Consider the following 26,560-nt stretch of genomic DNA (forward strand, 5'->3'; position numbering starts at 1 on the left):
CCTCGGGTTTAGTTGTTTTTCATTTCAGCTCTCAATCGGCCCAGCTCCCACTTCATTTCGTAAGAACTAAAATATTTTTTGTCCTCAGTGGATGTACAAAACAATTAAAAGATGATAAATTAAAGTTAATTACAGCCTTTTACAACAAGGGATGAAGCGGATTTTAATTGTCCACCAAGAGAGGACGTATGTATATTGAGGAGGGATTGATATGGCAAGTCAGGCATTGGACTTGTTTCTAAGCTCGAACATTGAGGATCTGAAAGCCAAGGGATTGTATAACGTGATTGATACGGTTCAGGGACCGAACGGCCCGTTGATCCAAATTGACGGAAAGTCCTTGATTAACCTTTCCTCTAACAACTATTTGGGGCTCGCCACCGATTCCCGGCTGGTCGACGCGGCGGTGCAGGCAGCCAAGACGCACGGTGCGGGAGCCGGTGCCGTCAGAACGATCAACGGTACGCTGGATCTTCATATCGAGCTGGAGGATAAGCTTGCCGGGTTCAAGCATACGGAAGCCGTCATTGTGTACCAATCGGGTTTTAACTGCAACATGGCCGCCATTTCTGCGGTGATGGACGCAAACGACGCCATCTTGTCCGATGAGCTGAACCACGCCTCCATTATTGACGGCTGCCGGCTGTCCAAAGCGAAAGTGATCCGCTACAAGCATTCGGACATGGAAGATCTGAGACGCCAAGCGAAAGCGGCCAAGGAATCCGGCTTATATAACAAAATCATGGTGATCACGGACGGCGTGTTCTCGATGGACGGCGATATCGCCAAGCTGCCGGAAATCGTGAAGATTGCCGAGGAATTTGACCTCATTACGTATGTTGACGATGCACATGGATCCGGCGTTTTGGGCGAAGGAGCGGGCACCGTCAAGCATTTCGGACTGTCCGACCGGATCGATTTTCAAATCGGTACGCTGTCGAAGGCCATTGGCGTCGTGGGCGGCTATGTCGCCGGTTCGAAGCAGCTGATCGAATGGCTGAAGCTGAGAAGCCGTCCGTTCCTGTTCTCGACATCCCAGCCTCCGGCGGTCATTGCGGCTTGCATCGCGGCGGTAGACATTCTGATGAACGACAAGGAGCTTATCGACAAACTGTGGGAGAACGGCCGTTTCTTAAAAGACGGACTGCGTGCTCTAGGTTATAACATCGGGCAGAGCGAAACGCCGATCACCCCTTGCATCATCGGAGACGAAGTAAAGACGCAGCAGTTCAGCAAACGGCTGATAGAGGAAGGCGTCTACGCGAAATCGATCGTATTCCCTACGGTTCCGAAGGGAACGGGCCGGATCCGCAACATGCCGACGGCCGCGCATACGAAGGAAATGCTGGAGCAGGTCATTGCCGTGTACGAAAAAGTCGGCAAAGAGATGAACCTGATCGGATAAACCGTATTTTTAGTGAGAATCATCCAAGGAGGAATGAGGCGTGAAAAGGATTCTGGTGACAGGGGCGCTTGGACAAATCGGCTCCGAGCTGGTTACCAAGCTGCGTGAACTATACGGCAACGACGCGGTCGTTGCGACAGATCTGCGTTCGTCTGCACACGAAATTACCCGGACGGGTCCTTTCGAGCTGCTGGACGTAACCAATGACAAAGCGATGCATGAAATCGCCAAGCGATATCAAGTCGATACGATCATTCATTTGGCGGCACTGCTGTCGGCAACGGCCGAAGAGAAGCCGCTCCTGGCCTGGAATCTGAACATGGGCGGACTGATGAATGCACTGGAGGTGGCCAGGGAGCTGAAATGCCAGTTCTTTACGCCAAGCTCCATTGGGGCGTTTGGGCCGTCGACGCCGAAGGACAACACACCGCAGGATACGATTCAGCGCCCCAACACGATGTACGGCGTAAATAAGGTGTCCGGCGAGCTGCTGTGCGATTACTATTTTCATAAATATGGTTTGGATACGCGGGGCCTCCGTTTTCCGGGATTGATCTCATACGTGACGCCTCCCGGTGGCGGGACGACGGATTATGCAGTGGAGATCTATTACGCAGCCGTCACCCACGGCAAGTACACGTCCTATATCGCCAAAGGCACCAACATGGATATGATGTATATGCCGGATGCGTTGACCGCGATTATTGATCTGATGGAGGCTGACTCATCACGGCTGACGCACCGAAATTCCTTTAACGTGACGGCCATGAGCGTAGATCCCGAAGCGATCGCCGCGGCGATCCGCAAGGAGATCCCCGGCTTCACGCTGGACTACGCCGTCGATCCGAAGCGGCAGGCGATTGCGGACAGCTGGCCGCATTCCATCGACGCTTCGGCAGCGAAGGCCGAATGGGGATTCTGGGCGCGTTACGACCTGGACGCCATGACGAAGGATATGCTAGGTCAACTCGGCGGAAGACAACTGCTCCGCAAAGCCTGATTCAAGGTAAAGATATCTTGATGTCTTGATGATGTTTTATAGCTGTGACAAAAAAGCCATACCCTCAAGGAAGGATGCACAAGGATGCATGGACCTTGAGGGTGAGGCTATTTTTTTTGCGAAAAAAAGTACGTACAATCTCCCTTCCTCCGGCTTTTTTTTCGATATAATGGGTAGGAAGAGCACAGGCGCGGCCAACATGAAGCACCGCTGCAGCGCCTGCCTAATCAAAGGAGGCTAGGGCATGATTTCATTTCCAAAACCGGATGTGGAGCAGTTTTTTCAGAGCTATGTCATCAGCAGCTTCGGGGTGAGCCCTGACGAATCACGGCTTGTGTTCAGCGCCAGCCTGAGCGGGAAATTCAATGTGTGGGCGATGGACTTGAAAGGGGATACATCGTATCCGTACCCGCTGACGTACAACGATCAAATGGCCAGCTTTATTAAGCCGGACCCGGAAGGGAAGCATCTGCTGACGGCGTTTGACCGGGACGGCGACGAAAACTATCAATTCCATGCGCTGAAGTGGAACGGCGGACAGCCGCTGCCGTTGTTTCCGGAGAGCGCACCGGACGAGAAGCATTACTTCGTCCATCTGTCCGAAGACGGCAATCGCCTGTATTACAGCACGTCCCGTGACAACCCGATGTTCCTGAATTCCCGGGTATACCGTCTGGATACGGGGGAAGACCGGCTGCTCCTGCAAGGCGAAGAAACAACGACCAGTCTTGACGCCGTCAGCCCGGATGAGCGGACCTTCGCTTACACCAAGAGTTATGCCAATACATACAATGTCAGTTATTTGCGTCGGGTAGGGGACGAGGAGGATCTATGCCTGACGCCTGATCCCGGGCGAGTTCATAACGCGGGCGAGGTTCATTTTCTGGATGATGAGCAGGTGGTCTTTGCCACTGACTATGACGCTGAATTTGCTTATTTGGCTTCCTTCGACCTGACGACGGGCACGTTTAAACAGCGGCTGCACATCGAGCGGGAAAGCGTGGAGCTGATCCGTCTTCATCGGGAGTCGCGGACGGTGTATCTGGTGACGGGCCGAGGGGTCGAAGACCGGCTGTACGCCTATGCTCTGGACACCGGCGAGCTGACTCCGATTCCGCTGCCCGCCGATTTGGTGCACCAGCTGACCGTAACCCGCTCAGGGAACTTGTACGTGCTCGCCCGCGGCGCCGTCAAGCCGCTGAATGTGTACCGTTATGTAGACGGGCAGTGGACGATGCTGACGAAAAACGTGCTGACGGGATTGACCGAGGAGGATCTGTCCGCTCCCGAAGTGATTACTTATTCATCTTTTGACGGGATGGATATTGAGGCGCTTCTGTACCGGGCGAAGGCGGATGCGGCCAACGGGTATACCGTATTCTGGCCGCATGGCGGGCCGCAGGCCGCGGAGCGGAAGCAGTTCCGGTCGATGTTCCAATATATCATCGCGCAGGGCTACAACATCTTCTGCCCGAACTTCCGCGGCAGCACAGGTTATGGCAGCTCGTTCGTGAAGCTGGTGGAGCAGGACTGGGGCGAAGGGCCGCGCAAGGACTGCCTGGCGGGCATGGAGTGGCTGTTCGAGCAGGGTATCTCCTCCCGAGACAAACTGTTCGTGGTCGGCGGCAGTTACGGAGGATATATGACCCTGCTGCTGGCCGGGCGCAATCCCGACTATTTCCGGGCGGCCGTGGATATTTTCGGCGTAAGCAATCTGTTCACGTTCTACCATTCCGTGCCGGACCATTGGAAGTCGATCATGGAGCGCTGGCTCGGTGATCCGGAACGCGACCGCGAACGGTTCGTCAAGGATTCGCCGATTACGTATCTGGACCAGATGGTCAATCCGATGCTGATCATTCAAGGGGCCAACGATCCCCGGGTGGTCAAGGCGGAATCCGACCAGATCGTGGAGGCGCTGCAGGCCAAGGGTCGCGACGTCGAGTATATCGTGTTTGAGGACGAGGGGCATGGCATGACCAAAAAGGCCAACGAAAAAATCGCGTACACCCGTATGGTGGAGTTCATGAACCGCTGCCAGGAATAAGCGGAGAAGGACTCTCGAAGCCGAGGGGATTGCGGGGATTCATCAACGTAGCCGGCTGTGAAGCCGGGAGAGGAGACACCGAAATGTCGGGACAAACAGAACAAGCAGGCAGGGAAGATCGGCTGTACTGGCTGCATCATTTGGAACGCTGGGCGCGTCCGATGCTGGCGCGGCTTGCGGAAGGGAGGCTGCGCGCGGAGATGCCGGTGGAGAGCAGCGGGGAAGGCCGGGAGGCTTACACCCATCTGGAAGCCTTCGGCCGCCTTCTGGACGGCATCGCCCCCTGGCTCGGGGCCGAGGGAGGAAGCGCGGAGGAGCAGCGGCTGCGCTCCGAGCTGCTGGAGCTGACGCATCAAGCGCTGGAGCATGCCTGCGACCCGGCATCCCCGGACGTGCTGAACTTTGGCGAGGGGCATCAGCCCATTGTGGACACAGCCTTCTTGTGCCAGGCTTTTCTTCGTGCGCCCCATGTTTTATGGGATCCGTTAACGGACGAGCAGAAGCAAAGATGGCTCTCCACCTGGAAGCTGACCCGCACGCGCAAGCCGTTCTTTAACAACTGGCTGCTGTTTTCGGCGGTGATCGAGACGGCTCTGGCCCGGTTTGGCGACCGGGACTGGGATCCGATGCGGATCGATTACGCCTTGAAGCAGCTGGAGCAGTGGTACGCGGGCGACGGGGTGTACGGCGACGGGCCTGCTTACCACGCCGATTACTACAACAGCTTCGTCATCCACCCGATGCTGCTGGACGTGCTGGATCACGCCGGAGCGCTGCAGCCGGACTGGGAGGCGCACAAGGGCCCGGCGCTGGTCCGGGCGCAGCGGTACGCGGAGCAGCTGGAGCGCATGGTCGCTCCGGACGGCAGCTTCCCGGTGCTCGGCCGGTCCATCAGCTACCGGACGGGCGCCTTTCATCTGCTGGCCCAGTTGGCCTGGCAGCGGCGGCTGCCGGAAGGGCTGGAAGCGGCCCAGGCGAGAGCCGCGCTGACGGCCGTCATGAAGCGCTGCTTCGAGCCGGCCGGGACGTACGACGCCGAGGGCTGGCTGCGGATTGGCCTTAGCGGACACCAGCCGGAGCTGGGCGAGGGGTATATCTCAACGGGCAGCTTGTATTTATGCGCGACCGTTCTGCTGCCCCTCGCGCTGCCGGAGAGCGATCCGTTCTGGCAGGGCGAAGCCGAGTGGACCTCCAAACGGATTTGGGGCGGCGGGCATGGCCGAATCGACCACGCGCTTGGGCATTAAGCAGCCCAATTTCAAAGTAGGATTTGTTCAAACACGAAGAGGCTGTCCTCCAGGTTATTTCGGCCTGGCGGGGACAGCCTCTTGTCCGTCTTCGTACCACGGGTTCAGGTGAACCATAACGTCGGCCACATGCTTCATGCGCTCCATGATCGTCTTTTTCACTTCCCGGCTGACATCATGCCCCTCCTGTACGGTGAGATGGTTGGGGACGCTGACTTTGACATCAACGATAATGGCATTGCCGAGCTCACGGGCACGAATGCTGTCGACGCGCTTCACATTGGGAACGGAGTAAATGATCGAGCTCAGCATGGCCAGCTGCTCGTTCGTGATGTTCTTGTCCATCAGAATATCGACGGACTCCCGTCCCATTTTGTACCCGAGACGGATCACCAGGTAGGATACGATAATCCCGGCCACTGGGTCGCCGTATTCCGTGTAAGGGATATGATAGGCTTCACCAATCAGCGAGATGCCGATCCCGATGGATGCAGCCGCGGAAGCGTAGACGTCCGCGATATGGTCGTAGGCCGTGGCGATCAGGCTGCGGCTGTTCTCGGCCTTGCCGATCCGGATGCAGTACATGTACAGAATCTGCTTCCAGATCAGGGAAATCAGCGCGGCCGCGAGCGCGATCCAGCTGGCTTCTGCCGGGGGAACGAACAGCGACTCGATCGATTTATACACCATCAACAGCGCCGCCATGACGAGAATAATCGCTACGATGCCCGATGCGATGGCTTCCGCTTTCCCATGTCCGTAGGGATGATCTTCATCCGCCGGCTTTCGCGATACCATGGCCGAGGTGAGTGCCGCAACCGTCGCCACGACATCGCCTGCATTATGAATTCCGTCGGCTACGAGAACCTTACTGCCGAATAACAGCCCGACGAAGATTTTGAGAAGGGTCAGCAGCACATTGCTGACGAGGCTGACCCATACCGCCAATATTGATTTGCTGGCCACGGATTCCAGTCTCCTCGCTCCATTCCTGGGTTTATTCCATCTATAAATAGATTGAACTAAACTTTTGCATTGAACTTCCTGTTACAACGGCCCGATAGAGGTCTATAACATTCATTTCTTTAGTTCATTCTATATAACCAAAAAATAAACGATTCCTATGACTTAAAAACATGAATCGTGGACAAGGTGACCCTGGCATGACACGACAATACTGCGGCCCGGGAGTCCTCCGAGTTAAAAGTATTCGGAAAAAGGTGGAATCATATACATCATATTCCCATTTTCCGGATCAAGCCACAGAACAAAAGCCTCCCATGGCATTTGCCTTCTCCGCACACAAGTTGGTGCAAAAGGTTGGGCAATTGACAGGAGGCTTATGCCTGTTATGAGTTCAATATTGACGTGGTTCAGGAAACTTGTTCGGCTTCCTTGGTTCAAGGGATGGATCGTCTGAGACAGCCGCGGCTATTTAAACGGAAGTTTAAAGGATTTCCTGTAGAGCGGATACAGCCACTTCACACCGCTTGGCGTCATCGAATCGGCGATCAGATGGGACAGGTACCCTGCGGTGGATACAAGCATGATTCCTTCCAGATCAAGGTATGCCTGCAGTCCGGAGCTGATCCATGCCCAGAGCCAAACCGCCCAGACGGTATGGGTCATGCCGCGGTGCTTCAGCCAAGGAGCGATACCCACAAATGCGCCCAGTCCGGACATCCAGACCATGGCGTTATGTATTCCGGCGTAAATCAAAATGCAGCCGATCAGGCTGACGAGCACGTTACGGATCATGCCGTCCTTAATGATCAGTCCGAGCAGAAACAGGACGAGCGCCAAGATGGAATATTCGAGATAAAAGCTCCCCTTGGCGATATACAGGTACCCCAGGACGATCACGAGCAGCAGCCCGGACCAGTACAGCCACTCTCTGAGCCATTTCGAGAACCGGCCGAGGGTAGAACTGAGCATGCTGGGGCCGTCGAGATCTGCGCTGAGCGCCGATAAGGCGGAAACCGCGATATACATCGCTGCATGCTTCAGCGTAAACGGATAATGGGCTGCGGCGGCAGCGCCGATCACTACGCCTATTGCGAGATGTGTCGAACCCTTCATTTCTCCTCCTCTGACTGACATATGGATGATTGCAGGCAAACATATGTTTGCTAACGTATTATACACGTTTTGGCGTCATGTGTACATGCCTGTCTAAGAGGAAGGGGCAAAAGATCGTAGTCATCAGCGGGTTAATCGGCCGAATTCGCTGCTTCCGATTTCGCTCCCGCCGTGGAAGCCTCCGTGCGTCCAAGCAAATAATCAACGGAGACCTGAAAATAATCAGCCAGCCGCGACAGCGTATCAAAATCCGGTTTCCTACGGTTTTTCTCATAGTGGGACAAGGCCGCACGGCTGATCCCCAGGGTTATGGACAATGCCTCCTGAGTCAATCCCTTCTGCTCCCTAAGCTCTGATATTCGGTTGCCGTAATTCATTTCTTTCCCCCCCTTGAATACCCGGGTATGCGTAAGCAATTGGTCCTGCTAAATAACGCTTGACATGATACAAAATGTATCGTAAATTAACAGTGTCGTCAATAGTGTAAGCCGTTTTTGAACCGATTTACCCAAAAAAACAGGTTCGTTCTCCTCTTGGAAAGTCAATCTTTATTCATAGTTTATGCCAAATCCAGGAATAAAGACGCATTTTGTCACAATCGGTTACACCAGGAAGCAAGAACCAGTTCACATTCTGTCGAGCTTCCTGATTTAATGATACATAATGTTGCGTAGTGTTTCAAAAATCAATGAGATGGATGCTGATACGTATGATCGATACACACTGCCATATCCTGCCGGCTGTGGACGATGGCCCGAAAACGATCGATGGGGCACTGCGCATGGCTTCGGCTGCGGTGGAAGAGGGGATTACCACGATTATCGCTACCCCGCATCACCGAGAGAGACACTATCTGAACTCCGCCAAAAAAATCAACCGCCGCGTGAAGCTGTTCAACGCCAAGCTCAAGCGCCGCGGCATCCCCTTGAAGGTGCTCCCGGGTCAGGAATATCACCTTACCGAAAACTATCCCAAAGAATTCCGGCTCGGCCGGATCCAGACGCTTGCCGGCAGCCGCTATTTACTCGTAGAGCTTCCGTCCCGCAAGGTACCCGGTTATTTTGCTGACTTTCTTGCCTTCATGAAGCGGCAAGGCATTCGGGTCGTCATTGCTCATCCCGAACGGAATCTGGGGATTATCGATCAGCCCGACCAGGTATCGGGATGGATCCGGGACTTTGGCGTCCTGCTGCAGGTTACTACACAGTCGCTTGCCGGTTTTTTTGGGGAATCGGTGCAGAGCACGGCTGCGTACTTGTGCAAGCAGCGGCTGGTCCATCTGATTGGAACGGATGCGCACAATACGGTCCGAAGGAAATTTTATGCGCAGGAAGGAATCGGGATCATCGACAAGCTGTGTGGAGCAGGGTTCCGGAAGAGCTTGGAGGACCATGCGGTGCAGCTCGTCAGCGGAAAGGAGATCGTAACGTTTCATCAACCTACCGTCTAGAGTGGACGGCAACCATTAGATGAAATTTGGGGGAATAATTTATGGAATTTAAGCTGCTGCTGCAAATGTTAAGGAAGCGCCTTTGGCTGATCGTACTCGTGGTGGTTGTGTGTTCGGCGGGCACCGGTGCCTACAGCATCTATGTCATGAAGCCGGTATATGAGGCAAGCAGCACGATGATCGTCAATAAGTCGAATCTGGACAACGGAGGAAAGCCGACGCTCGATATTAATGAAATCAATTCTAATATTATGCTGATCAATTCCTATAAGGTCATCATCAGCTCCGCTTCGATTATGGAAAAGGTCGTGAGCCAGTATCCTGGTCTGCATGAGACCGCACAGGACTTGATGAACCGGATCGAGGTTGTCACGACCCAAAATTCGCAAATCATCGAGCTCAAAATTCGTGACGCTTCCTACAAGCATGCCAAAGAGATTGTGGACGCCGTGTCGCTCGTGTTCAAGCATGAAATTCCCCAAATCATGAAAGTGGACAATATTTCGATTTTGGACAATGCCTTGTCGACGAATGTACCCGATCCGGTCAGTCCGAATGTCCTCCTCAATATCGTCATCGCTTTTGCCGCATCGTTCATGATCATCGTCGGCGTAGTCCTGTTAATGGAGTATTTGGATGACACGATCAAGTCCGAAGAGGACGTGGAGCGGTATCTTGAGCTGACGACGCTGGGAGCGATCCGGAAAATGAAGAAGCGGGACCTGCGAACGCGGGCGGCCGCCCAGTCCAAACAACAGGCAGGTGAAAAGTATGCGTCAGTCAGCCAATAGAAACAAGCTGATCATGAACGTCAACCGCGGATCGTCGATCTCGGAAGGGTACCGCAACATCCGGACCAATATCCAATTTTCCGGCTGGAATCAAAAGCTGCAGGTGCTGGCCGTGACCTCGACTCAGGCGGGGGAAGGGAAATCGACGACGATCAGCAATCTGGCGGTGGCTTATGCCCAGGAAGGAAAAAACGTGCTGCTGATCGACGCGGATCTCAGGCATCCTTCGCTTCAGAGCATTTTTAACGTGCCGAACCGGCTCGGGCTCTCGAACCTTCTCGCGGAACAATGCGCTTTCGGCGATGTCGTGCAAACGACCGTAGTGGATAACCTTACACTGGTGACCGCCGGTCCGGTTCCCCCAAATCCGACCGAGCTGTTATCATCCGACCGGCTGCAGGAAGTGATCGACGGCTGGAAGTCCGTCTACGACGTGATCCTGATCGATACTTCACCGGTGATGGCCGTCGCCGACGGCTTGATCGTCTCATCCGTGTGCGACGGTGTGATCCTTGTCGTCCTGTCGGGGAAAGTCAAGCGCGAGTATATTCAGAAAACGAAAGAGAAGCTGGAGCTTGCGAAGGCAACGATTCTCGGCGTCGTTCTGAATCAGAAAAAGTACAGTAAATCAGAGGCGAACCAGTACCGTTATTACGGTCATCAATAGAGTTTTTTGGACATTTCGGACATCAAGAAACACCTGAACGCAAGGCACATCTTCAGGTCATGTCTACTGCACCTTTATCACGGGTAGGCACTCGGTCATGCTGTGGGTATGCGGATACCTTAGACGTTCATCGTCGAGAGCGTGATGTGAGGTCGGGTTCAATGCCCGGAAACACTCATGCTTCGGATGGAAGCATGAGCTATGCTGCTCGTGGTCAGTATAGCTCATCCTTTCATCCAGATGAACAGAAAAAACATACAATCCAAGGATACAACAATATATAAGCTGGGGGTTTATTCAAGTGAAAAAAGTGAAAAAGGCCATTATACCGGCCGCCGGACTCGGTACCCGTTTCCTGCCGGCGACCAAAGCCATGCCCAAAGAAATGCTGCCCATCGTCGACAAGCCGACCATTCAATACATTGTGGAGGAAGCGATTGAGGCGGGAATTGAGGACATTATCATTGTCACCGGTAAGGGAAAACGGTCGATTGAGGATCATTTCGATTACTCCTTCGAGCTTGAGCTTAGCCTGCTGGAAAAAGGGAAGCTGGACGTACTTGAAATGGTCCGGCGTTCGTCGGCCGTAGAGATCCATTATATCCGGCAAAAGGAAGCCAAAGGTCTCGGCCATGCCATATGGTGCGCGCGGAATTTTATCGGCGACGAGCCCTTCGCAGTGCTTCTCGGAGATGACATCGTCCGCGCGCAAGCACCTTGCATCGGGCAGCTGGTCCGGCAGTACGAAAAGCACGGCTGCTCCGTCGTCGGGGTCGGGCAGGTGCCGTACGAGCACACATCACGGTACGGCATCATCGATCCAAGTGCCATCCACGACACGGACAAGCGGACCTTTGAGCTGCGCAAAGTGGTGGAAAAGCCCGCTGCGGGAGAGGCGCCGTCGAATTTGGCCATTATGGGCCGTTACGTGCTTACCCCGGAAATATTCAGCCTTCTGGAACATCAGGAGGCCGGTTATGGCGGAGAGATCCAGCTTACGGATGCCATCCAGCAGCTGATCGTTAAACATCGCTGCCTGGCTTATGAATTCGAAGGTGAACGTTTCGACGTCGGCGAGAAGCTCGGGTACATCCTGACGACCATTCAGTTTGCGCTTCGCCAGGGAGAACTCCGGATGCCCCTCTTAAGGGAACTGGACCGAATTCTGCAGACGGAGAATGTGGAGCCGAAGCTTTGACCGGGATGTGAGCGCCTGGTTGCAGTATGAAACGGTAAAAGGAATTTCATAATCCTATGAAATGAAGGCAGGGGCGGACTTATGGTCAGAAAAATTTGCGTCGTGGGGCTGGGTTATATCGGACTGCCGACAGCCAGCCTGCTTGCGATTAAAGGCTTTGAAGTGCATGGCGTGGACACGAACCGGCATGCGGTAGAGTTGATTAACCAAGGCGAAGTCCACATCGTGGAACCGGATTTGGACATTATGGTGAAGGCGGCCGTTCAAAGCGGCCAACTGCACGTTTCGGAAGAACCGGAGGAGGCCGATGTATTTATCCTGGCCGTTCCCACTCCCTTTGAGGAGGACCAGAAGCCGGATCTATCCTACGTCAGACAGGCGGCTGCTTCCGTGGCTCCTTTCCTTCGGCCGGGCAATATCGTCATCCTGGAATCCACGAGTCCGGTGGGGACGACCGAGATGGTTGCACGCTCGATTCTGGACGTCCGGACCGACTTGACGGTATCTGGAGCCCCGCAGCATGCTGCCCGGCGGATCTATGTCGCCCATTGTCCTGAGAGGGTGATGCCGGGGCAAATCCTCCGAGAGCTTGTGGAAAACGACCGGATTATCGGGGGGATCGATAATGAGTCGACTCAGCGGACCGTGGCCTTTTACAAGCAGTTCGTCAGCGGAAAAATACTCGAAACCAACGCCAAAACGGCGGAGATGGCCAAGTTGACCGAAAATTCCTTCCGTGATGTCAACATCGCTTTCGCCAACGAGCTGTCGCTCATCTGCGACCATTTGGACATCAACGTGTGGGAATTGATCCGGCTGGCGAACCACCATCCGCGGGTGAACATTCTTCAGCCGGGGCCGGGGGTGGGAGGGCACTGTATCGCGGTCGATCCATGGTTTCTCGTCAACGCTGCACCGGAACAGGCCAAGCTGATTCATACCGCCAGAATCGTTAACGACTATAAGCCCGGTTACGTCGTGAATAAGGTTACGGAGCGGGCTAAACGTTTGAAATCGCCCGTCATTGCTTGCCTGGGACTTTCTTTTAAGGCGAACATCGACGACCTGAGGGAAAGCCCGGCGCTTGCGATCGTGGAGCATTTGGCCAAAGCGCGGATCGGGGATATTTATGCGGTGGAGCCGCATATCCAGCATCTGCCGGCTTCGCTCACGGCAACCGGGGTTCAGCTGTTGGAAGCGGCAGAGGCGGTCCGTAAAGCGGATATCGTACTGCTGCTCGTGAACCACGACGCTTTCTCCCATATTGACCGCAATCTGCTTCAGGAAAAAATCGTGATCGACACAAGAGGCTTCTTCAGCGAGCTGCCCCGGGAACGGGTCGGGGTGCAGTGATGTCCACGCTGATGATGAAAGTGAAAAAGCTTCGCACGATGCCGCTGCATGCGGCGGCCGCCAAGGTCGCGGGAAAAGCCCTTGAGGAAACGCGTACCGCCTATCACAGCATTCGGCACAGACTGGCTCCGGCCGTGCTGGAACCGAGCCTGTTCAGCGGATTCCGGAGCCGCGCCCGGTTCCTGTTCGATCCGCAGGACAAGGAGCGGTATACCGGACTGCTGCGCGATGATGGCGCCGAAACGGAAATCATCCGGCAGGCGGACCGCATTTGCGCCCATGAGTTCGATCTGCTGGGATCGGGTCCGGTGTCCCTCGGGCAGCGGCTTCCCTGGCATGAAGATTTCAAGTCGGGATACCGGTGGGAGCCCCGATATTATAAACGAATCCGAACGGTCGATTTATCGAACCGGGCTGACGTGAAGGTTCCCTGGGAGCTTTCGCGTTTTCAGCATGTCTTTACGTTGGGGAAAGCTTACTGGCTGACGGGCAGGGAAGCCTACGCGCTTGAATTTCAAGCCGAGCTGGACGACTGGATGCGGGAGAATCCCCCCGAAATGTCGATAAACTGGACCTGCGCGATGGATGTGGCGATCCGTGCCGTCAATTGGATTGCGGGCATCTATTTTTTCCGGGAAAGCCCTTCGCTCCGAGAAGCGTTCTGGGACCGGGTTCATGCCTCGCTGTACAGGCACGGCGGGTTTATTATGAACAATTTGGAGAACATGGGCGAGCATACGGGAAATCACTATTTATCCGATCTCGCCGGGTTGATCGGACTGGGCCTTTATTTTGGGGATATGGAGGTGCGCGGCAAAGGAATAAGCGGCTCTGCCCCCAAGGAGTGGCTTGCTTACGGCATCCGGGAAACCGAGCGGGAAATGTTCGTGCAGGTGAACGGGGACGGATCGAACTATGAGGCTTCCACCTCCTATCACCGGCTCGTCACCGAGCTGTTTGTCCTGCCCGTGGTCTGGTGCCGCAACAACGGGATCGGATTCACGCCGGAATATATGAAGCGGCTCGAGAAGATGCACGAGTTCATGCTGGACCTCATGAAGCCCGACGGGCGAACGCCGGTCATCGGCGATGCGGACGACGGACGCGTGATGATCGCGTCCAATTACGGCCGGTGGGCGCCGGTGGATTGCCGCCATATGCTGGCCGTTGCCGGCGAGCTGTTCGACCGCGACGAGTTTCGCGCCGCCGGCCGTCTGCACCGCGAGGAAGCGATGTGGATTGCAGGGCTGCCCTCGCACCGGCCCTATGCCGAGCCTGAACGAGCGCCCTCGGGCCGGCCTTGCGCGGCGTATCCGGATGGCGGCTATTATGTGCTGCGCAGCAGCATGGCGTACTGCCTGGTGCGCTGCGGGGAACTGTCTTTTCACGGCCATGGGGCCCACAGCCACAACGACCAGCTGAGTTTTGAGCTTCAGGTGTCCGGCCAAGATGTCTTTGTCGACCCAGGTGCCTATGTATACTCTGCCGATTACCGGCTGCGCAACCTGTTCCGAAGTACGGGAATGCATAACACCGTTCAAGTCGGCGGGTATGAACAAAACGATTTCGATGAACATGAGCTGTTTCTGATGCGGGAGCAGACGTTTGCGTGCTGCGATGCCTTCAGGGAAGGCTTCTTCGCCGGCAGCCACTCGGGATATGCCGGCAAGTGCAGCGTCATCCATCGACGCGAGTTTGATTTTCGGGAGGGTGAGCTTACGCTAACGGACCGGCTGGATCCGGCTTTACCGGGGCCGGAGGAGATCCGGGAATTTACGGCATCATTCATGCTGGCGCCAGGAGCGGCTGCAGCCGAATCGGACGATAAAGTCCTCATTCGAATAGCCGGAGTTACGATACATATGAGTTTTGAGGGCGCGTCCGCCATTCAAATGGAAGATTCGTGGGTTTCGGACCGCTACGGCGTGCGGCGTGCAAGCCGGCTGATCCGGGTCCGCAGCAGTCAACCGGGAGGGCTTCGTACCCGCATCCGTTGGAAATGAAATCGCAGCAGATGCACATGTTGACTTAGTAAACAAACGCAGCAGCTCAAGTGAACGAGGTGATCCTTCCATGAAAGTCGTATTCATCGGTCCGCTACCGCCTCCGCGCGGAGGTGTATCCGTCCATCTCAGCCGACTGTCAGCCGTCATGGAGCGGCAGGGCATCGGTTATGAGATTTATAACGAAGCCAAGGGCGCAAGCCGCAAGCCGCACGTCCATCCCTTGAACCGGTACCGGCGGTTTCTGTTCAAGATCCCTTTCCTGAAGGGGGATGTTCTACATTTTCACACCATCGATCCGAGGCTTCGCAGCCTGCTTGGGCTGTATAAACGGCTTGGCCAAAAAATCATCCTGACGGTTCACGGGGTCAATCTTGAAGATCAGATCCGGCATTCCGGTCCGTTCAGGCGATGGATTCTCCTCCGCAGCCTGAAGAGCATCGACCTGATCATCTGCGTCAATGAAGACACCACCCGGTTTTTGCGGGAGCAGGGATTTCGTCATGACCGGGTCGTCACCATTCCGGCATACATTCATCCGCTGGATCAAGCGGAAGAGGCTAGCGCCATTCCTGCCGGGGTGTACAAGTTTTTGGAAGAAGCGGATTTTGCGATTTGTGCGAACGGCTATGTCCGCTTTTACCGCGGGGAGGATCTGTACGGCTTCGATTTGTTGATCCAACTGATGAGGGAGCTGCGCGGCCGCGGCATCCGGATCCGGCTGTTGATTGCGGTCATGGGGGTCTCCGTTCAAACCGGGGAGGAACGAAGCCACTATTTGAGGCTTAAACGGGAGCTTGATGAGTGCGGACTGAACAGCGACGTCATGTTCTATGAAGTGGACGATACGGAATTTTATCCGATCCTGAAGAAAAGCCACTTATTTATCCGGCCGACCAACACGGACGGTTACGGCATGTCCATTGCAGAGTCGCTGCACGGACGCATTCCTTGTGCGGCGAGTGACGTATGCAGACGGCCGGAGGGGACGGTCATGTTCCGTTCCCGAGACCTGGCGGATCTTACCGCCAAAGTGAGCGATATCATCGACCACTATTCGCGGTACAAGGACCAGCTGCGGAACCTGCAGGTCGAGGATTATGCATCGGAGCTCATCCAGGTCTACTCCAGAATCGCGGGGCATGGGGCGCCGAATGGCAAGCCGGCTGTGGAGGTCTATGGAAAATAAAAAAATTTTCTCCAACGGCGTCGCCTATTTCTGCTCCTCCCTGATGACCCAATTGGTAAACCTGATCCTCATCCCGCTGTACACCCGAAACTTAAGCCAGCAGCAGTACGGACAGTATGACATCATTCTCAGCATTCAGCAGCTGCTGGCACTTGGCATTACGTTGGGCGTATTTTCGGGAATGGTCCGGTTTTACCACGAATACGACAACAAGCTGGAGCTGAGAAACACGGCGGTGAATTTCTCCCTGCTGTGGGGGCTGGCATTTATTCTCATCGCTTGGGCCGTGAATCCTTGGATCTATCCCCATGTGTTCGTTCATTTCTCGGATTCCACCCATCTGTTTATCCCTTATGTCGTGATGAGTTCCGTGCTGGCCTGCCATAATTTGATCTACTCCAGCTACTACACGATGCAGTTTAAGGCGCTGCTCGCCAGCAGCATTCAAATCGCCACGATGGCATTTACGCTGCTGTACGCGCTGTACTTTTTTCTGGTGCTGAAGATGGGGGTTCTCGGCATTTTGCAGGCCCAGCTGTTCGGCCATTTGACGGTGTTCGCCCTGCTCTTCCTGATTCATATCCGGCAGTACCGCTTCAGGCTGAATATCCGGCAGCTGCGGATGATGCTCAGCTACGGGACGGGGCTGATCGCTGGCGATGTATCCGCATGGGTTCTGTCCCTCAGCGACCGTTTTCTGATCAAGGGTTTTATGAATCTGTCTTCGGTGGCGGTGTATTCCATCGGTTACAAAATCGGCATGCTGATCAATCCGGTGTTCATCAACCCGTTCATGTCCGTGTTCACGCCGTTCAAATACGCGATGTACAAGGAATCGGCCGGGCCGGAGCAGATCCGGAAAATGTTCAGGCTGTACAACTTCGTGGGCTGGTTGTGTGTGCTGGGGCTATCGCTGTTTGCCAATATAGCCACCCAACTGGTCGCCACCGAGGAATACCGGGATGCGAACTACATCATCCCGATCGTGGCGATTTCGTATTTTTTAGCCGGTGCGGCTGACTTCTATGCGCTGGGGCTCCATATCGCCAGGAAAATGAAGCTGTACTCGATCATTATCATTACGGCCGCCCTGATCAACGTCGGCTGCAATGTGATGCTCATTCCGCTTCTCGGGCTGTACGGTTCGGCCATATCCACCGTGATCGCTTATATGGCTTCGAATTATTTGTTTTACCGATTTGGCACCAAGTATTATTCCATTGGGCTCGGCCTGCTGTTTCCGTACAAGTACTTGTCCGTTACCTTGCCGATTTACGGCATTTATTTCGTCTTGATGCAGGTGATCCATTCCGTGCTGCTGGAGATTCTGTTCAATGGAATTCTCTGCTGCGCCTTCGTTTACTTATGCCTGCTGTGCAAGCTGGTGTCCAGGGCGGAGCTGGGCGGGATGATCCGGCAGGTGCTCAAACAGAAGTCGAATATGTCCATGAAAGGAGTCCAATCCGAGCTATGAATATCCGAATTGTGACCGATATGGAGGAATTTCAAAGCCTTCAGGAAGACTGGGAGCGGTTGGAGCTTCAGGATCCGGATGCAACCTATTACAGTACGTTTCAGTTCAATTATTTCTGGTGGAAAACCCACAGCAAGGACCCGAGCAAACGGCTCTTTATCGTGTGCTGCCTCCTGGACAACAGGATTGTGGGGATCGCCCCGCTCATGATTCGCCGTGACCGCAGCAAGCTGTTCAGCTGCAGCACGCTTTGCTTTATCGGACAGGGTGATTATTTCACCTTCCTGCTCCAAAGGGGGAGCGGAAGCGAGCTCAAAATCCTGAAGGAGCTGTTTGGCTCGATTCACGCTAACGACAGCCTCTGGGACAAATTTGAGCTGACCCACCTGACGCAGGAGTCGCAGCTGCTTCATTACCTGCTTCGCCATGAGCAATATAACGAACATGTACAGTACCTCACTTCCTGTCCGGTCATCCCGATCAGGGAGCATGAGACCTACGAGCGGCTTAGCCAAACGAAGGATTTTATCAAAATGAAAAAGACCCGGGACAAATTGCGCAAACAGGTGAACTACCGCTTCAGGGTCGTCACCGGCCAGCAGAACGCGGAAATTTATGACCGGGTAGCCCGTGTGCACCTGCTGCTCAAGGAGTATTTGCAGTCCGAAAAAGGCAGGTCCGAAAGACGAAGCCTGTTTGAAAACCAATACACCGACGAGTTTCTCAGACGCCTTTTCCAGAATAACGATCAGGTGGTCGTCTTTCTGCTGGAGGATGAACACGGGGAAATTATCAACTACAGCATCTGTTATCTTTACAAGGATATTCTGTATGATTGGAATTCGGGTTACGCCCCCGAGTATTCGTCTTTTCATGGTTTAGCCAACGTGCTCATGGTTGAGACGCTGGAGCATTTGTTCAAGGAGAAGCTCGGCAAGCGGCTAGACTGCGGAGCGGGCAGCTATGCCTGGAAGTTTAAATGGACCAGTCGATTCAACGTGAACTATACCTTCAAAATGTGGAATCTGCTGAAAGCCAGAGGACGGTTGTACCGGTTTTTGTCCGGATTCAAGACGATGCTTCAGACCGCCTTCATCATGACCGGAATGATTGAGATCATGCTGTAATGCCTGATCGGCAGCCGAGTTGACTCAAGGATAAAGGAGTTTAACTGGAATCATGAGTATAAAAATTGTTAACGATACCGATGGATTCCTTGGCATTCAAGAGGATTGGGAGCGCTTGCAGGAGCTGGACGAAGAATTAACCTACTACAGCACCTTTCAATACAACTATGCGTGGTGGCTGACCTTTGGTCAGGACCCGAACAATAGGCTGTTTATTATTTGCTGCAGCAGGGATAACGAAATGGTCGGCATCGCTCCGCTTGTCATCCGTACGGTGGATAAAAAAATTGTGAAATGCCATGTGCTCGGCTTTATGGGCAAGGGCGATTATTTCAATTTCATTCTCAATTCCCAAAAAGGCAGTCCGGCTGCGATCATCAAGGAAATCTTCAAAGCCATCGAGGACCATTCGGACCTGTGGGATAAAATTGAATTGACGCACCTGGCAACCGACACGTCGCTGCTTCACTTTTTACTGCGCCATGACAAGTACAACCCGAGCATCAAGTACCTCACCTCCTGCCCGAGCATTCAAATCGGCGGATTGGATATCGAAGCCGGATGGGAGACGACCGGAATTAATGCCAAGGCGAGAAAGAAGCTGAGGAAGCTACAGCAGGAGACCGGGTATCAATTCAAAATGGTCGATTGCCGGCAAAGCGGGGATATTTACGACCGGATCTCCGATGTTCACAAGCAGGAGAAGGCGTATCTGCACGAGCAGAGGGGGAGGTTTGACCGCAGGAGCTTGTTTGAGGACCGGATGAATGAGGAGTTTTACAAGCGGGTTTTCATGAATAACGACAAGGTGATCGCATCCTTCCTTGAGCTTCAGGATTCGAGTGTGATGATCGCGTACCAGCTGTTTTTTCTGCACAGGGGAAAGCTGTATGGCTGGAATACCGGATATTCGCCCGACTATGCCAAATACGGCGTCTTCGACGTGCTGATGCTGGAAACGATCCGCCGGATGATCGAGCTGGGGCAGGTGACGGACATCGATCTGGGTGCCGGTACGTACCCGTGGAAGTTTCGGTGGACCAATCAATTTACCGTCATGTATTCGCTGCAACTGTGGAACAATGACCGCCTTCACACCAGGCTGTACCGGATGCTGGTAAAGGGGAAGGGGATCTTGAAGTACCTGAACCGAAAAGCCGCTTTGCATTCCTGAGGCGCCTGACGGAAGGAAAGGGATAAGGGGACAACATCATGCACATGGAGAAATGCAAATGGTTTAACGGCGCCGATTCGCCCGTTTTTTTTATGATTGATGACCTGGCCAATACGTGGGTGGACGTCAACCATAACGGAGTCCCCGACTTGGAAGAGGATTGGGGATATTGCAAAAATGGCGAAGCCTCCTCCTTCCGGTACTTGAATGAGCACATTCTGCGGCATTTTCCGCAGGTCAAGGTCACCTTCTTCGTCCCGGTGGGCGCCCGGGCAGGCATGTCCGATCACCCGGTATGCAGGCAGATCTCCCTACCGATCAACGCCGATGAGGAGAGCAAGGCTTTCTTCCAAGGCGTCCATCAGCACCCGAGCTATGAACTCGCCTATCATGGAACGACCCATGGCAGAACGGGCCCGACTCCAGAGGATTTTATACAGGAATGGGAGCTGTTCGGAAGTCCCGAAGAAGCGATGAAGCGCATCGGGGAAGGGGTATCGGTCTATGCCGATGCCGTCGGTGAAAGGCCGAGAGGGGGCAAATACTGCGGTTACGCCGGCAACGCTTTCTCGGATGAAAGCATTGAACGGGCCGGCTTCACCTGGTGGTGCAGATACTGGAACCGGGGGGCGGGAGATCCTGCGATGAGCCGGATCAGCGGCGGGGATCCGGATCCGCTGACCAACTACGATATTAAACGCTTTGGCGAAAGCGGCGTCATTGACATTCCTTCGACGGTGGATGGAGGGCTGCTGAATGGGATTTACCGGCCCGATGCTTCCTTGAAGGGGATGGCCAAACGGCTCTTGAAGACATCTTTCAGCCGCTGGAAGCTCCGCGAGCTGGATTATTTGCTGGAGAACAGGCTGGTCATCGGCATACAGGAACATATTTCGCCCGCGCGAGACGATGGGAAGAGGCAGTCACCCAACATTTTTGACGACTGCGGCAGCCTGCAGGCGATCTTTCGTTATTTGGACGGTAAAAATGTGTGGTACTGCACCGGATCGGAGCTTGCCGATTATGTAAATCTCCGGGATCACGTGCAGGTCGTGACCTATCCGGATGAGGAAAGTGTGTTTACGCTGGAACACGAATCCAGGTACGGAAACGGCATTCTCTCGCTGAAACTGGACCAGCCCCATCCCGCAAGCATCCTGCTTCCTGACGGCACGACGGTCCGGGCGGCGGACGGGATTGCGAACCTTCCGTTGATGAAAGGGGAATATTTCATTCGGGAAGGTGAAACCAGATGAAGAAGACGATGATCGTCATCTCGGATTATATCGAAGACGCACCCGTGGTCGCATCGGTCCGGTATGCCGGGTTGATGAAGCATTTCATGGAACAATACCGCCTCATCGTCGTGAGCGACCGGAAATGCGGACCGATGCCGAGCCGGTATGCCACCGTCAATTACAAATACGATACGCCCAGCAGTACCTTTACGCAGACGATGGATGGCGGAGAGCCGTCCGGCCGAGGGTTGAAACAGCGGCTCGAAGGCGTGCTCAGAAACAAATGGACGATCACGGCATGGAGGAACTTTAAATACAGCTCCTATGCTTTCAGGCGCATGAACATCCGCCTCTTCCGCGAGCTGGATGCATGTTTGGAGCAGAATGACGTATCAGCCGTTTTTTTGACGATTCCGGATGTGTACGGATTGTACATCCTAGAATACCTGAAGCGCAAAGCGCCGGAAATTCCGATTATGATCGAGATCAGAGACATTATTAACCATGACATCGGTGAGGGTCAGCCTCGCCAGGCTTACCGCAGGGCAGAGAGGATGATTCCCCGGCTGGCGGACGAAATTGTGGCCGTGTCTCAGGGGATCCGGCAGCATTATGACCTCGGGCGTGAAAGGCCGTCCATACGGCTGATCCGTAACGGGTACGACGAGGAACTATTTCGAAACTGCGCATTTCAACGTATTTCCGACAAAATTTGCGAGCTGACATTGGCTCATATAGGCTCCATCTATAAAGGGCGGAACATTCGCGCATTGATCGAGGGGCTGCAGCTGTTCCATGAGAGGTCCGGCATCCGGATCAAGCTGAAAGTCGTAGGGCTGCTTGACCAGCAGGCCGCCAGGGATCTATCCAATATGAACATGACAGGTGACGGGGTTACGGTGGAGATCGTAGGAAGCGTCAAGCATGAAGCGGCGGCGTCACTGCTGAGAGAAGCGGACGTAGCGGTCATTCTTACGCATACCAAAGGCAGCGATTATGCCATCCCGGGTAAAACCTTTGAATATATCGGCGCGTGTAAACCGATCTTGGCCGTTACGGCCGACCGGGAGCTGATGGAATTGGTCCATGGCCGATACGGCATCTGCGCTGGACATCACCGGGACAGCGTGGCCGATGGCTTGACTGACTTGATCGGCAAGGAATTCGACTTCTCCGGCCGGTCAACCTTTTCCCGTACGAACCAGGCGAAGCAGCTGCTGGCCATGATCGGAGAGCATGTACATGGTGCGAAGCAAAAAAAAGTAGAGAGGGTATAAAATGGCGCTGATTTTGTCCTGTTTCTATGTGCTGCATGAAATGCTGTCCGCCAACTTGGACCTGCTGTATTTCCTCAGCCTTGTCCTGATTCTCGTGGATATATATAAAAACAAGCGGCTGACGGTCAAATCATTGGGCTACATCTACCTCATCGTCCTGTATGCGCTGCTGCAGATCGTGCTGAACGACCAGGTGGAGATTCCAAGACTGGTGATTAATGTCGCTAAAATCTTTCTGAATGTCTTTTTATTTATTCAAATCAAGGAATCAAAAATCCCTTTGCCGGTATGGAGGAAGATGACCGTTTATTCCTCTTTGCTTCACTTCATCCTTCTTGCCGTCAGTCTGGTGTTCAAAACGGAATGGCTGTGGAGATTGGACGAAACCGTCAATATTTATCAAAAGACGAGGCTGTCGCTGCTGTACTTTGAACCGAGCGAGGCCTCTTTTCATGCTGCCCTGCTTGTACTGCTGCTGGTCTTCTTTACCCTGCGGGAAAAATCAGGGTCAAAGAACCTTCTCCACTTGGCGCTGATCGGCGCGAACCTGGTCATCGTGGTGCTCTCGGCCGGCATGGGCGGGATGTTCAGCCTGTCGTTGGCCTGCGTCGTGATGTACCTGTTCTATTTGAAGGAAAACTTCAGCGTGGTTCGGGTACTCGGACTCATTGCATTGACCTTTATGGCGGTGCTTGGCGTGCTGGCGGTCGTGTACAGCAATAACAGCTTCTATCTTCGCTTCAACGATATCGTGAACGGAAATGACGGATCGGTCGTATACCGGTTCAACGTCAGCTTTCGCGTCATGAAACAGATGCTGATGGATACTCATTATTTCGGCATCGGATTCGGCAACCTGAATACGGAAACGATTCGAAACATGTATGCGGGCGTCGGACTGGTGGATGTCATCTCCAATTCCTTTATGTACGCCTTGGCCGAAGGAGGATGGCTGATGCTCGTACTCCTCGTTGCCTTTTTCCTGTCGCTGATCCTTCCGGTTCGCCCGGAAGAAAAAATATTGAAGTTCGCGCTGCTCCTTTTTATTGTGAGCTACCAAATCGCCGGCGGATATTTTACGAACCCGGTCAATTGGATCGTCTATGGAATCATAGCGAATCCCTATTTGCTTCGGCACAGCCGCAGCCCAAATCCCGCCCCTTCTGCGAGTCTGCCCGCAGGCGTTCACAGCACGGGGACCTTGGAGTTGAAGCGATGAGATTGCTGCATGTCACCCTCGGATTGCCCCCCTACCGAACAGGCGGACTGACGAAATACAGCGTCGATCTAATGCTGGCCCAAAAGCAGCAAGGTCATGAAGTCAGCTTGCTGTATCCGGGGCGTTTTACTTTGTCCGGAAAAATGAAAACAAAGCCCAACCCTCCGTTTGAGGGCATCGGCGTATACGAGATCATCAATCCGCTTCCGGTTCCCCTGCTCGGAGGGATCGGCCGTCCGGCCGCTTTTTCCAGAGCTGGTGATCCGGCGGTTTTCCTTGAGCTGCTCCGGGAAATTCAGCCGGATTTGATCCATTTTCACACCTTGATGGGGATCCATAAGGAGCTCCTGGAGGCCGCCAAGGCGCTGCGGATCCGGACGGTGTATACGTCGCACGACTACTTCGGCATCTGTCCCAAGGTCAACCTCCTGAATGCGGAGGGAGTCCACTGCGACGATTATGATCAGGGAAAGAGCTGCATATCCTGCAACCAGCATGCTTATTCGCCGCAAATGATCTACGTGATGCAGTCCCACAGCTACAAGCGCTTGAAAAACAGCCGGATTCTGCAAAAGGCCCGCAGGGCCGTCAAAGGACGCACTTCCAGCCATAAGCCAATGAAAGCGGGGGATTCAAAACCTATGATTCATCCGGAGCGGGCCAACGAATACAAAGAACTCAGAAGCTATTATCTGGAAATGTATCAAATGATCGACGAATTTCATTTCAACAGTCAGGTGGCCAAGGAGATCTTTACGGCTTACCTGAACGTGAAGGGCAAAGTCCTCTCCATCCGCCACCGGCATATTGCCGACCAGAGAGTCTTAAAATCATTCCCTGCCGGGGAGGAACCCCTGCGCATCGCTTATTTAGGGCCGGTTGACCGCTATAAGGGATTTTTCCTGCTGCAGGAGGCGCTGGCTCAGCTGCTTGATAGCCATTCGGGCGGTTGGCATCTTCACGTCTACGGAAATGACGGCATCCCGGAGCCTGCTCCGCCTGCCGAATACTGCACCTTTCATGGCCGCTACGAACCGCAGCGGTTAGCCGGCATTTTTGCGGAAACCGATCTGCTGATCGTTCCCAGCGTATGGAAGGAAACCTTCGGTTTCGTCGGGCTGGAAGGGCTGTCGCACGGGGTGCCGGTGCTGGTATCCAGAGAAGCGGGCGTGAAGGATATGATCGAAGACGGAGTCAATGGATGGATTTTTGAGCCCGATCCGGCGGATCTGGCACAGCGTCTGGGGCATCTGTTGGCAAACCGGCATTTGCTGGCCGCGGCGAACCGCAGCATCGTGAACAGCGAGCTGGATTTGTCCATGCAGCGGCATGCCCAGGATATCTATGAATGGTATCTTCAAATCGGAGAAGAGGTCGTGGTCAAATGAAGCATGTGTTTATCGTTGGCTCGAAAGGAATACCGGCGAAGTACGGCGGGTTTGAGACTTTCGTCGACCAGCTGACCGGAAGAAAAACCGACGGGGATACCCAATATCATGTCGCCTGCCTGTCCGACCGCAAAGCCGAGGAATTTGTATATCAGGATGCGCGCTGTTTTCCCGTACATACGCCGAAGATGGGAAGTGCAAGGGCGGTCGTCTACGATTTGCTCAGCCTGCTGGAGTGCCTGAAATATATCAAAACTCATCGGCTTCAGAACTGCATCGTTTATGTATTGGCCTGCCGGATCGGTCCTTTTTTCTACGTTCTAAAAAGGCAGCTCGAAAAGCTGGGGGTGTCTGTATTTGTCAATCCAGACGGTCATGAATGGAAAAGGGGGAAATGGAGCGCACCCGTCAAACGCTACTGGAAGTGGTCCGAGAGACTGATGGTGAAGCACGCGGATCTTCTCGTTTGCGATTCCCGCGGGATCGAGCAATACATTCATGAAATGTATGCCCGGTATGAGCCGAACACAACTTTCATCGCTTACGGGGCGGATGTAACGCCATCGCCGCTGGACGATGAGGACCGCCGGTTTACGGATTGGATGGAGCGGTTCGGGTTGTCCAAATACGGATATTATTTGATCATCGGCCGCTTTGTTCCGGAGAACAACTATGAGTTGATTATACGCGAGTTCATGAAGTCTGGCACCGCCAAGGACCTGGTCATTGTGACGGGGACCGAGCGGCAGCCGTTTTATGACGAGCTGAGGCGAACAACGGGATTCGATTCGGATCCAAGGATCAAGTTTGTAGGAACCGTCTATGATCAGCCGCTCCTGAAGAAGATCAGGGAGAAGGCATACGGATACTGCCATGGTCATGAAGTCGGCGGAACGAACCCCTCTCTCTTGGAGTCGCTTGCATCGACCCGGTTGAATCTGCTGTTTGACGTCGTGTTCAACCGGGAAGTCGGCGGGGAGAGCTGTCAATATTTCTCGAAGGAATCCGGAGCGTTAAGCAGGCTGATCGATGAGGCCGAAACGTGGAGTCACGGACAACTGGAGGAGCTCGGTGAACAGGCGAAGCACCGGATCCGGAGCTTATATTCGTGGGAGCAAATCGTTCAATCTTACGAAACGCTGTTTCAGGGGAACGATTATGTGCCGGCGAAGCAGGCGGGTGGCCGCCAATTGGCACACACTAAGGGCACGACAACGCCGTTGTAAAGTAACTT

General features: G+C 54.1%; 21 protein-coding genes and 1 pseudogene. 19 read left to right on the forward strand and 3 right to left on the reverse strand.

Annotated elements, in window-relative coordinates; genetic code table 11:
• The first annotated feature begins 211 nt into the window (after nt 1-211).
• The 4 genes from CJP46_RS00265 to CJP46_RS00280 all read left to right on the forward strand — a co-directional run bounded on the left by CJP46_RS00265 (nt 212) and on the right by CJP46_RS00280 (nt 5,699).
• Nucleotides 212-1,405 (forward strand): glycine C-acetyltransferase, encoded by a 1,194-nt coding sequence (locus CJP46_RS00265; RefSeq protein WP_094593620.1) that lies wholly within the window; start codon nt 212-214, stop codon nt 1,403-1,405.
• A 40-nt stretch (nt 1,406-1,445) separates the two neighbouring features.
• The gene (locus CJP46_RS00270) at nt 1,446-2,405 is read left to right on the forward strand and encodes an L-threonine 3-dehydrogenase (RefSeq protein WP_094593621.1); all 960 of its coding nucleotides are present in this window, start codon (nt 1,446-1,448) and stop codon (nt 2,403-2,405) included.
• A gap of 244 nt (nt 2,406-2,649) precedes the next feature.
• On the forward strand, nt 2,650-4,452 hold the full coding sequence (locus CJP46_RS00275) for a S9 family peptidase (RefSeq protein ID WP_094593622.1): 1,803 nt from the start codon (nt 2,650-2,652) through the stop codon (nt 4,450-4,452).
• An 83-nt stretch (nt 4,453-4,535) separates the two neighbouring features.
• Nucleotides 4,536-5,699: a DUF2264 domain-containing protein gene (locus CJP46_RS00280; protein ID WP_094593623.1), complete on the forward strand. Its 1,164-nt coding sequence runs from the start codon at nt 4,536-4,538 to the stop codon at nt 5,697-5,699.
• A gap of 54 nt (nt 5,700-5,753) precedes the next feature.
• Here CJP46_RS00280 and CJP46_RS00285 read toward each other — a convergent pair whose 3' ends face one another.
• From CJP46_RS00285 to CJP46_RS00295, 3 genes and pseudogenes are all read right to left on the reverse strand, one after another.
• The gene (locus tag CJP46_RS00285; RefSeq protein ID WP_094593624.1) at nt 5,754-6,674 is read right to left on the reverse strand and encodes a cation diffusion facilitator family transporter; all 921 of its coding nucleotides are present in this window, start codon (nt 6,672-6,674) and stop codon (nt 5,754-5,756) included.
• 456 nt (nt 6,675-7,130) lie between these two features.
• On the reverse strand, nt 7,131-7,778 hold the full coding sequence (locus CJP46_RS00290; protein ID WP_094593625.1) for a metal-dependent hydrolase: 648 nt from the start codon (nt 7,776-7,778) through the stop codon (nt 7,131-7,133).
• A 134-nt stretch (nt 7,779-7,912) separates the two neighbouring features.
• Nucleotides 7,913-8,155, reverse strand: a pseudogene (locus tag CJP46_RS00295) (helix-turn-helix domain-containing protein); the annotation flags it as partial.
• Between the two features lie 332 nt (nt 8,156-8,487).
• Here CJP46_RS00295 and CJP46_RS00300 point away from each other — a divergent pair.
• The 15 genes from CJP46_RS00300 (at nt 8,488) to cps2T (ending at nt 26,552) form a co-directional block, all read left to right on the forward strand.
• Complete coding sequence (locus tag CJP46_RS00300) at nt 8,488-9,228, forward strand: tyrosine-protein phosphatase (protein ID WP_179280972.1); 741 nt, start codon at nt 8,488-8,490, stop codon at nt 9,226-9,228.
• A gap of 41 nt (nt 9,229-9,269) precedes the next feature.
• On the forward strand, nt 9,270-10,019 hold the full coding sequence (locus CJP46_RS00305; RefSeq protein WP_094593627.1) for a YveK family protein: 750 nt from the start codon (nt 9,270-9,272) through the stop codon (nt 10,017-10,019).
• Nucleotides 10,000-10,686 (forward strand): CpsD/CapB family tyrosine-protein kinase, encoded by a 687-nt coding sequence (locus tag CJP46_RS00310; RefSeq protein ID WP_094593628.1) that lies wholly within the window; start codon nt 10,000-10,002, stop codon nt 10,684-10,686. Before CJP46_RS00305 ends, CJP46_RS00310 begins: the two co-directional genes overlap by 20 nt.
• Before the next feature lie 301 nt (nt 10,687-10,987).
• A complete protein-coding gene (galU, locus tag CJP46_RS00315; protein WP_094593629.1) occupies nt 10,988-11,884 on the forward strand; it encodes a UTP--glucose-1-phosphate uridylyltransferase GalU in 897 nt (298 codons plus the stop codon).
• 81 nt (nt 11,885-11,965) lie between these two features.
• Nucleotides 11,966-13,237, forward strand: coding sequence for a UDP-N-acetyl-D-mannosamine dehydrogenase (gene wecC / locus CJP46_RS00320; RefSeq protein WP_094593630.1), 1,272 nt, complete (start codon nt 11,966-11,968; stop codon nt 13,235-13,237).
• Nucleotides 13,237-15,240, forward strand: a complete 2,004-nt coding sequence (locus CJP46_RS00325; RefSeq protein WP_094593631.1) for a heparinase II/III family protein — start codon at nt 13,237-13,239, stop codon at nt 15,238-15,240. Before wecC ends, CJP46_RS00325 begins: the two co-directional genes overlap by 1 nt.
• Before the next feature lie 70 nt (nt 15,241-15,310).
• Nucleotides 15,311-16,429, forward strand: a complete 1,119-nt coding sequence (locus CJP46_RS00330; protein WP_094593632.1) for a glycosyltransferase family 4 protein — start codon at nt 15,311-15,313, stop codon at nt 16,427-16,429.
• The gene (locus tag CJP46_RS00335) at nt 16,419-17,903 is read left to right on the forward strand and encodes a lipopolysaccharide biosynthesis protein (RefSeq protein ID WP_179280973.1); all 1,485 of its coding nucleotides are present in this window, start codon (nt 16,419-16,421) and stop codon (nt 17,901-17,903) included. The genes CJP46_RS00330 and CJP46_RS00335 overlap by 11 nt, the downstream gene beginning before the upstream one ends.
• A complete protein-coding gene (locus tag CJP46_RS00340; protein WP_179280974.1) occupies nt 17,900-19,030 on the forward strand; it encodes a GNAT family N-acetyltransferase in 1,131 nt (376 codons plus the stop codon). The genes CJP46_RS00335 and CJP46_RS00340 overlap by 4 nt, the downstream gene beginning before the upstream one ends.
• 52 nt (nt 19,031-19,082) lie before the next feature.
• The gene (locus tag CJP46_RS00345) at nt 19,083-20,204 is read left to right on the forward strand and encodes a GNAT family N-acetyltransferase (protein ID WP_094593635.1); all 1,122 of its coding nucleotides are present in this window, start codon (nt 19,083-19,085) and stop codon (nt 20,202-20,204) included.
• 38 nt (nt 20,205-20,242) lie between these two features.
• Entirely contained in the window at nt 20,243-21,460 is a 1,218-nt protein-coding gene (locus tag CJP46_RS00350) for a polysaccharide deacetylase family protein (RefSeq protein WP_256992138.1), read from the forward strand.
• The gene (locus CJP46_RS00355; protein ID WP_094593637.1) at nt 21,457-22,719 is read left to right on the forward strand and encodes a glycosyltransferase family protein; all 1,263 of its coding nucleotides are present in this window, start codon (nt 21,457-21,459) and stop codon (nt 22,717-22,719) included. The genes CJP46_RS00350 and CJP46_RS00355 overlap by 4 nt, the downstream gene beginning before the upstream one ends.
• A gap of 1 nt (nt 22,720) precedes the next feature.
• On the forward strand, nt 22,721-23,938 hold the full coding sequence (locus CJP46_RS36370) for an O-antigen ligase family protein (protein ID WP_179280975.1): 1,218 nt from the start codon (nt 22,721-22,723) through the stop codon (nt 23,936-23,938).
• A complete protein-coding gene (locus CJP46_RS00360; protein ID WP_179280976.1) occupies nt 23,935-25,326 on the forward strand; it encodes a glycosyltransferase in 1,392 nt (463 codons plus the stop codon). Before CJP46_RS36370 ends, CJP46_RS00360 begins: the two co-directional genes overlap by 4 nt.
• A complete protein-coding gene (gene cps2T, locus CJP46_RS00365; RefSeq protein WP_094593639.1) occupies nt 25,323-26,552 on the forward strand; it encodes a beta 1-4 rhamnosyltransferase Cps2T in 1,230 nt (409 codons plus the stop codon). Before CJP46_RS00360 ends, cps2T begins: the two co-directional genes overlap by 4 nt.
• The last annotated feature ends 8 nt before the right edge of the window (nt 26,553-26,560 follow it).

Source organism: Paenibacillus sp. XY044 (assembly GCF_002257645.1).
In the GTDB taxonomy this organism is placed as follows: domain Bacteria; phylum Bacillota; class Bacilli; order Paenibacillales; family Paenibacillaceae; genus Paenibacillus_AQ.

What these genes read in the sequence shown, in the direction of transcription:
- CJP46_RS00265 (WP_094593620.1), top strand. Translation starts at nt 212, where the DNA reads ATGGCAAGTCAGGCATTGGACTTGTTTCTAAGCTCGAACATTGAGGAT.
- CJP46_RS00275 (WP_094593622.1), top strand. Translation starts at nt 2,650, where the DNA reads ATGATTTCATTTCCAAAACCGGATGTGGAGCAGTTTTTTCAGAGCTAT.
- CJP46_RS00280 (WP_094593623.1), top strand. Translation starts at nt 4,536, where the DNA reads ATGTCGGGACAAACAGAACAAGCAGGCAGGGAAGATCGGCTGTACTGG.
- CJP46_RS00290 (WP_094593625.1), bottom strand. Translation starts at nt 7,778, where the DNA reads ATGAAGGGTTCGACACATCTCGCAATAGGCGTAGTGATCGGCGCTGCC.
- CJP46_RS00300 (WP_179280972.1), top strand. Translation starts at nt 8,488, where the DNA reads ATGATCGATACACACTGCCATATCCTGCCGGCTGTGGACGATGGCCCG.
- CJP46_RS00305 (WP_094593627.1), top strand. Translation starts at nt 9,270, where the DNA reads ATGGAATTTAAGCTGCTGCTGCAAATGTTAAGGAAGCGCCTTTGGCTG.
- CJP46_RS00310 (WP_094593628.1), top strand. Translation starts at nt 10,000, where the DNA reads ATGCGTCAGTCAGCCAATAGAAACAAGCTGATCATGAACGTCAACCGC.
- wecC (WP_094593630.1), top strand. Translation starts at nt 11,966, where the DNA reads ATGGTCAGAAAAATTTGCGTCGTGGGGCTGGGTTATATCGGACTGCCG.
- CJP46_RS00325 (WP_094593631.1), top strand. Translation starts at nt 13,237, where the DNA reads ATGTCCACGCTGATGATGAAAGTGAAAAAGCTTCGCACGATGCCGCTG.
- CJP46_RS00330 (WP_094593632.1), top strand. Translation starts at nt 15,311, where the DNA reads ATGAAAGTCGTATTCATCGGTCCGCTACCGCCTCCGCGCGGAGGTGTA.
- CJP46_RS00335 (WP_179280973.1), top strand. Translation starts at nt 16,419, where the DNA reads ATGGAAAATAAAAAAATTTTCTCCAACGGCGTCGCCTATTTCTGCTCC.
- CJP46_RS00340 (WP_179280974.1), top strand. Translation starts at nt 17,900, where the DNA reads ATGAATATCCGAATTGTGACCGATATGGAGGAATTTCAAAGCCTTCAG.
- CJP46_RS00345 (WP_094593635.1), top strand. Translation starts at nt 19,083, where the DNA reads ATGAGTATAAAAATTGTTAACGATACCGATGGATTCCTTGGCATTCAA.
- CJP46_RS00350 (WP_256992138.1), top strand. Translation starts at nt 20,243, where the DNA reads ATGCACATGGAGAAATGCAAATGGTTTAACGGCGCCGATTCGCCCGTT.
- CJP46_RS00355 (WP_094593637.1), top strand. Translation starts at nt 21,457, where the DNA reads ATGAAGAAGACGATGATCGTCATCTCGGATTATATCGAAGACGCACCC.
- CJP46_RS36370 (WP_179280975.1), top strand. Translation starts at nt 22,721, where the DNA reads ATGGCGCTGATTTTGTCCTGTTTCTATGTGCTGCATGAAATGCTGTCC.
- CJP46_RS00360 (WP_179280976.1), top strand. Translation starts at nt 23,935, where the DNA reads ATGAGATTGCTGCATGTCACCCTCGGATTGCCCCCCTACCGAACAGGC.
- cps2T (WP_094593639.1), top strand. Translation starts at nt 25,323, where the DNA reads ATGAAGCATGTGTTTATCGTTGGCTCGAAAGGAATACCGGCGAAGTAC.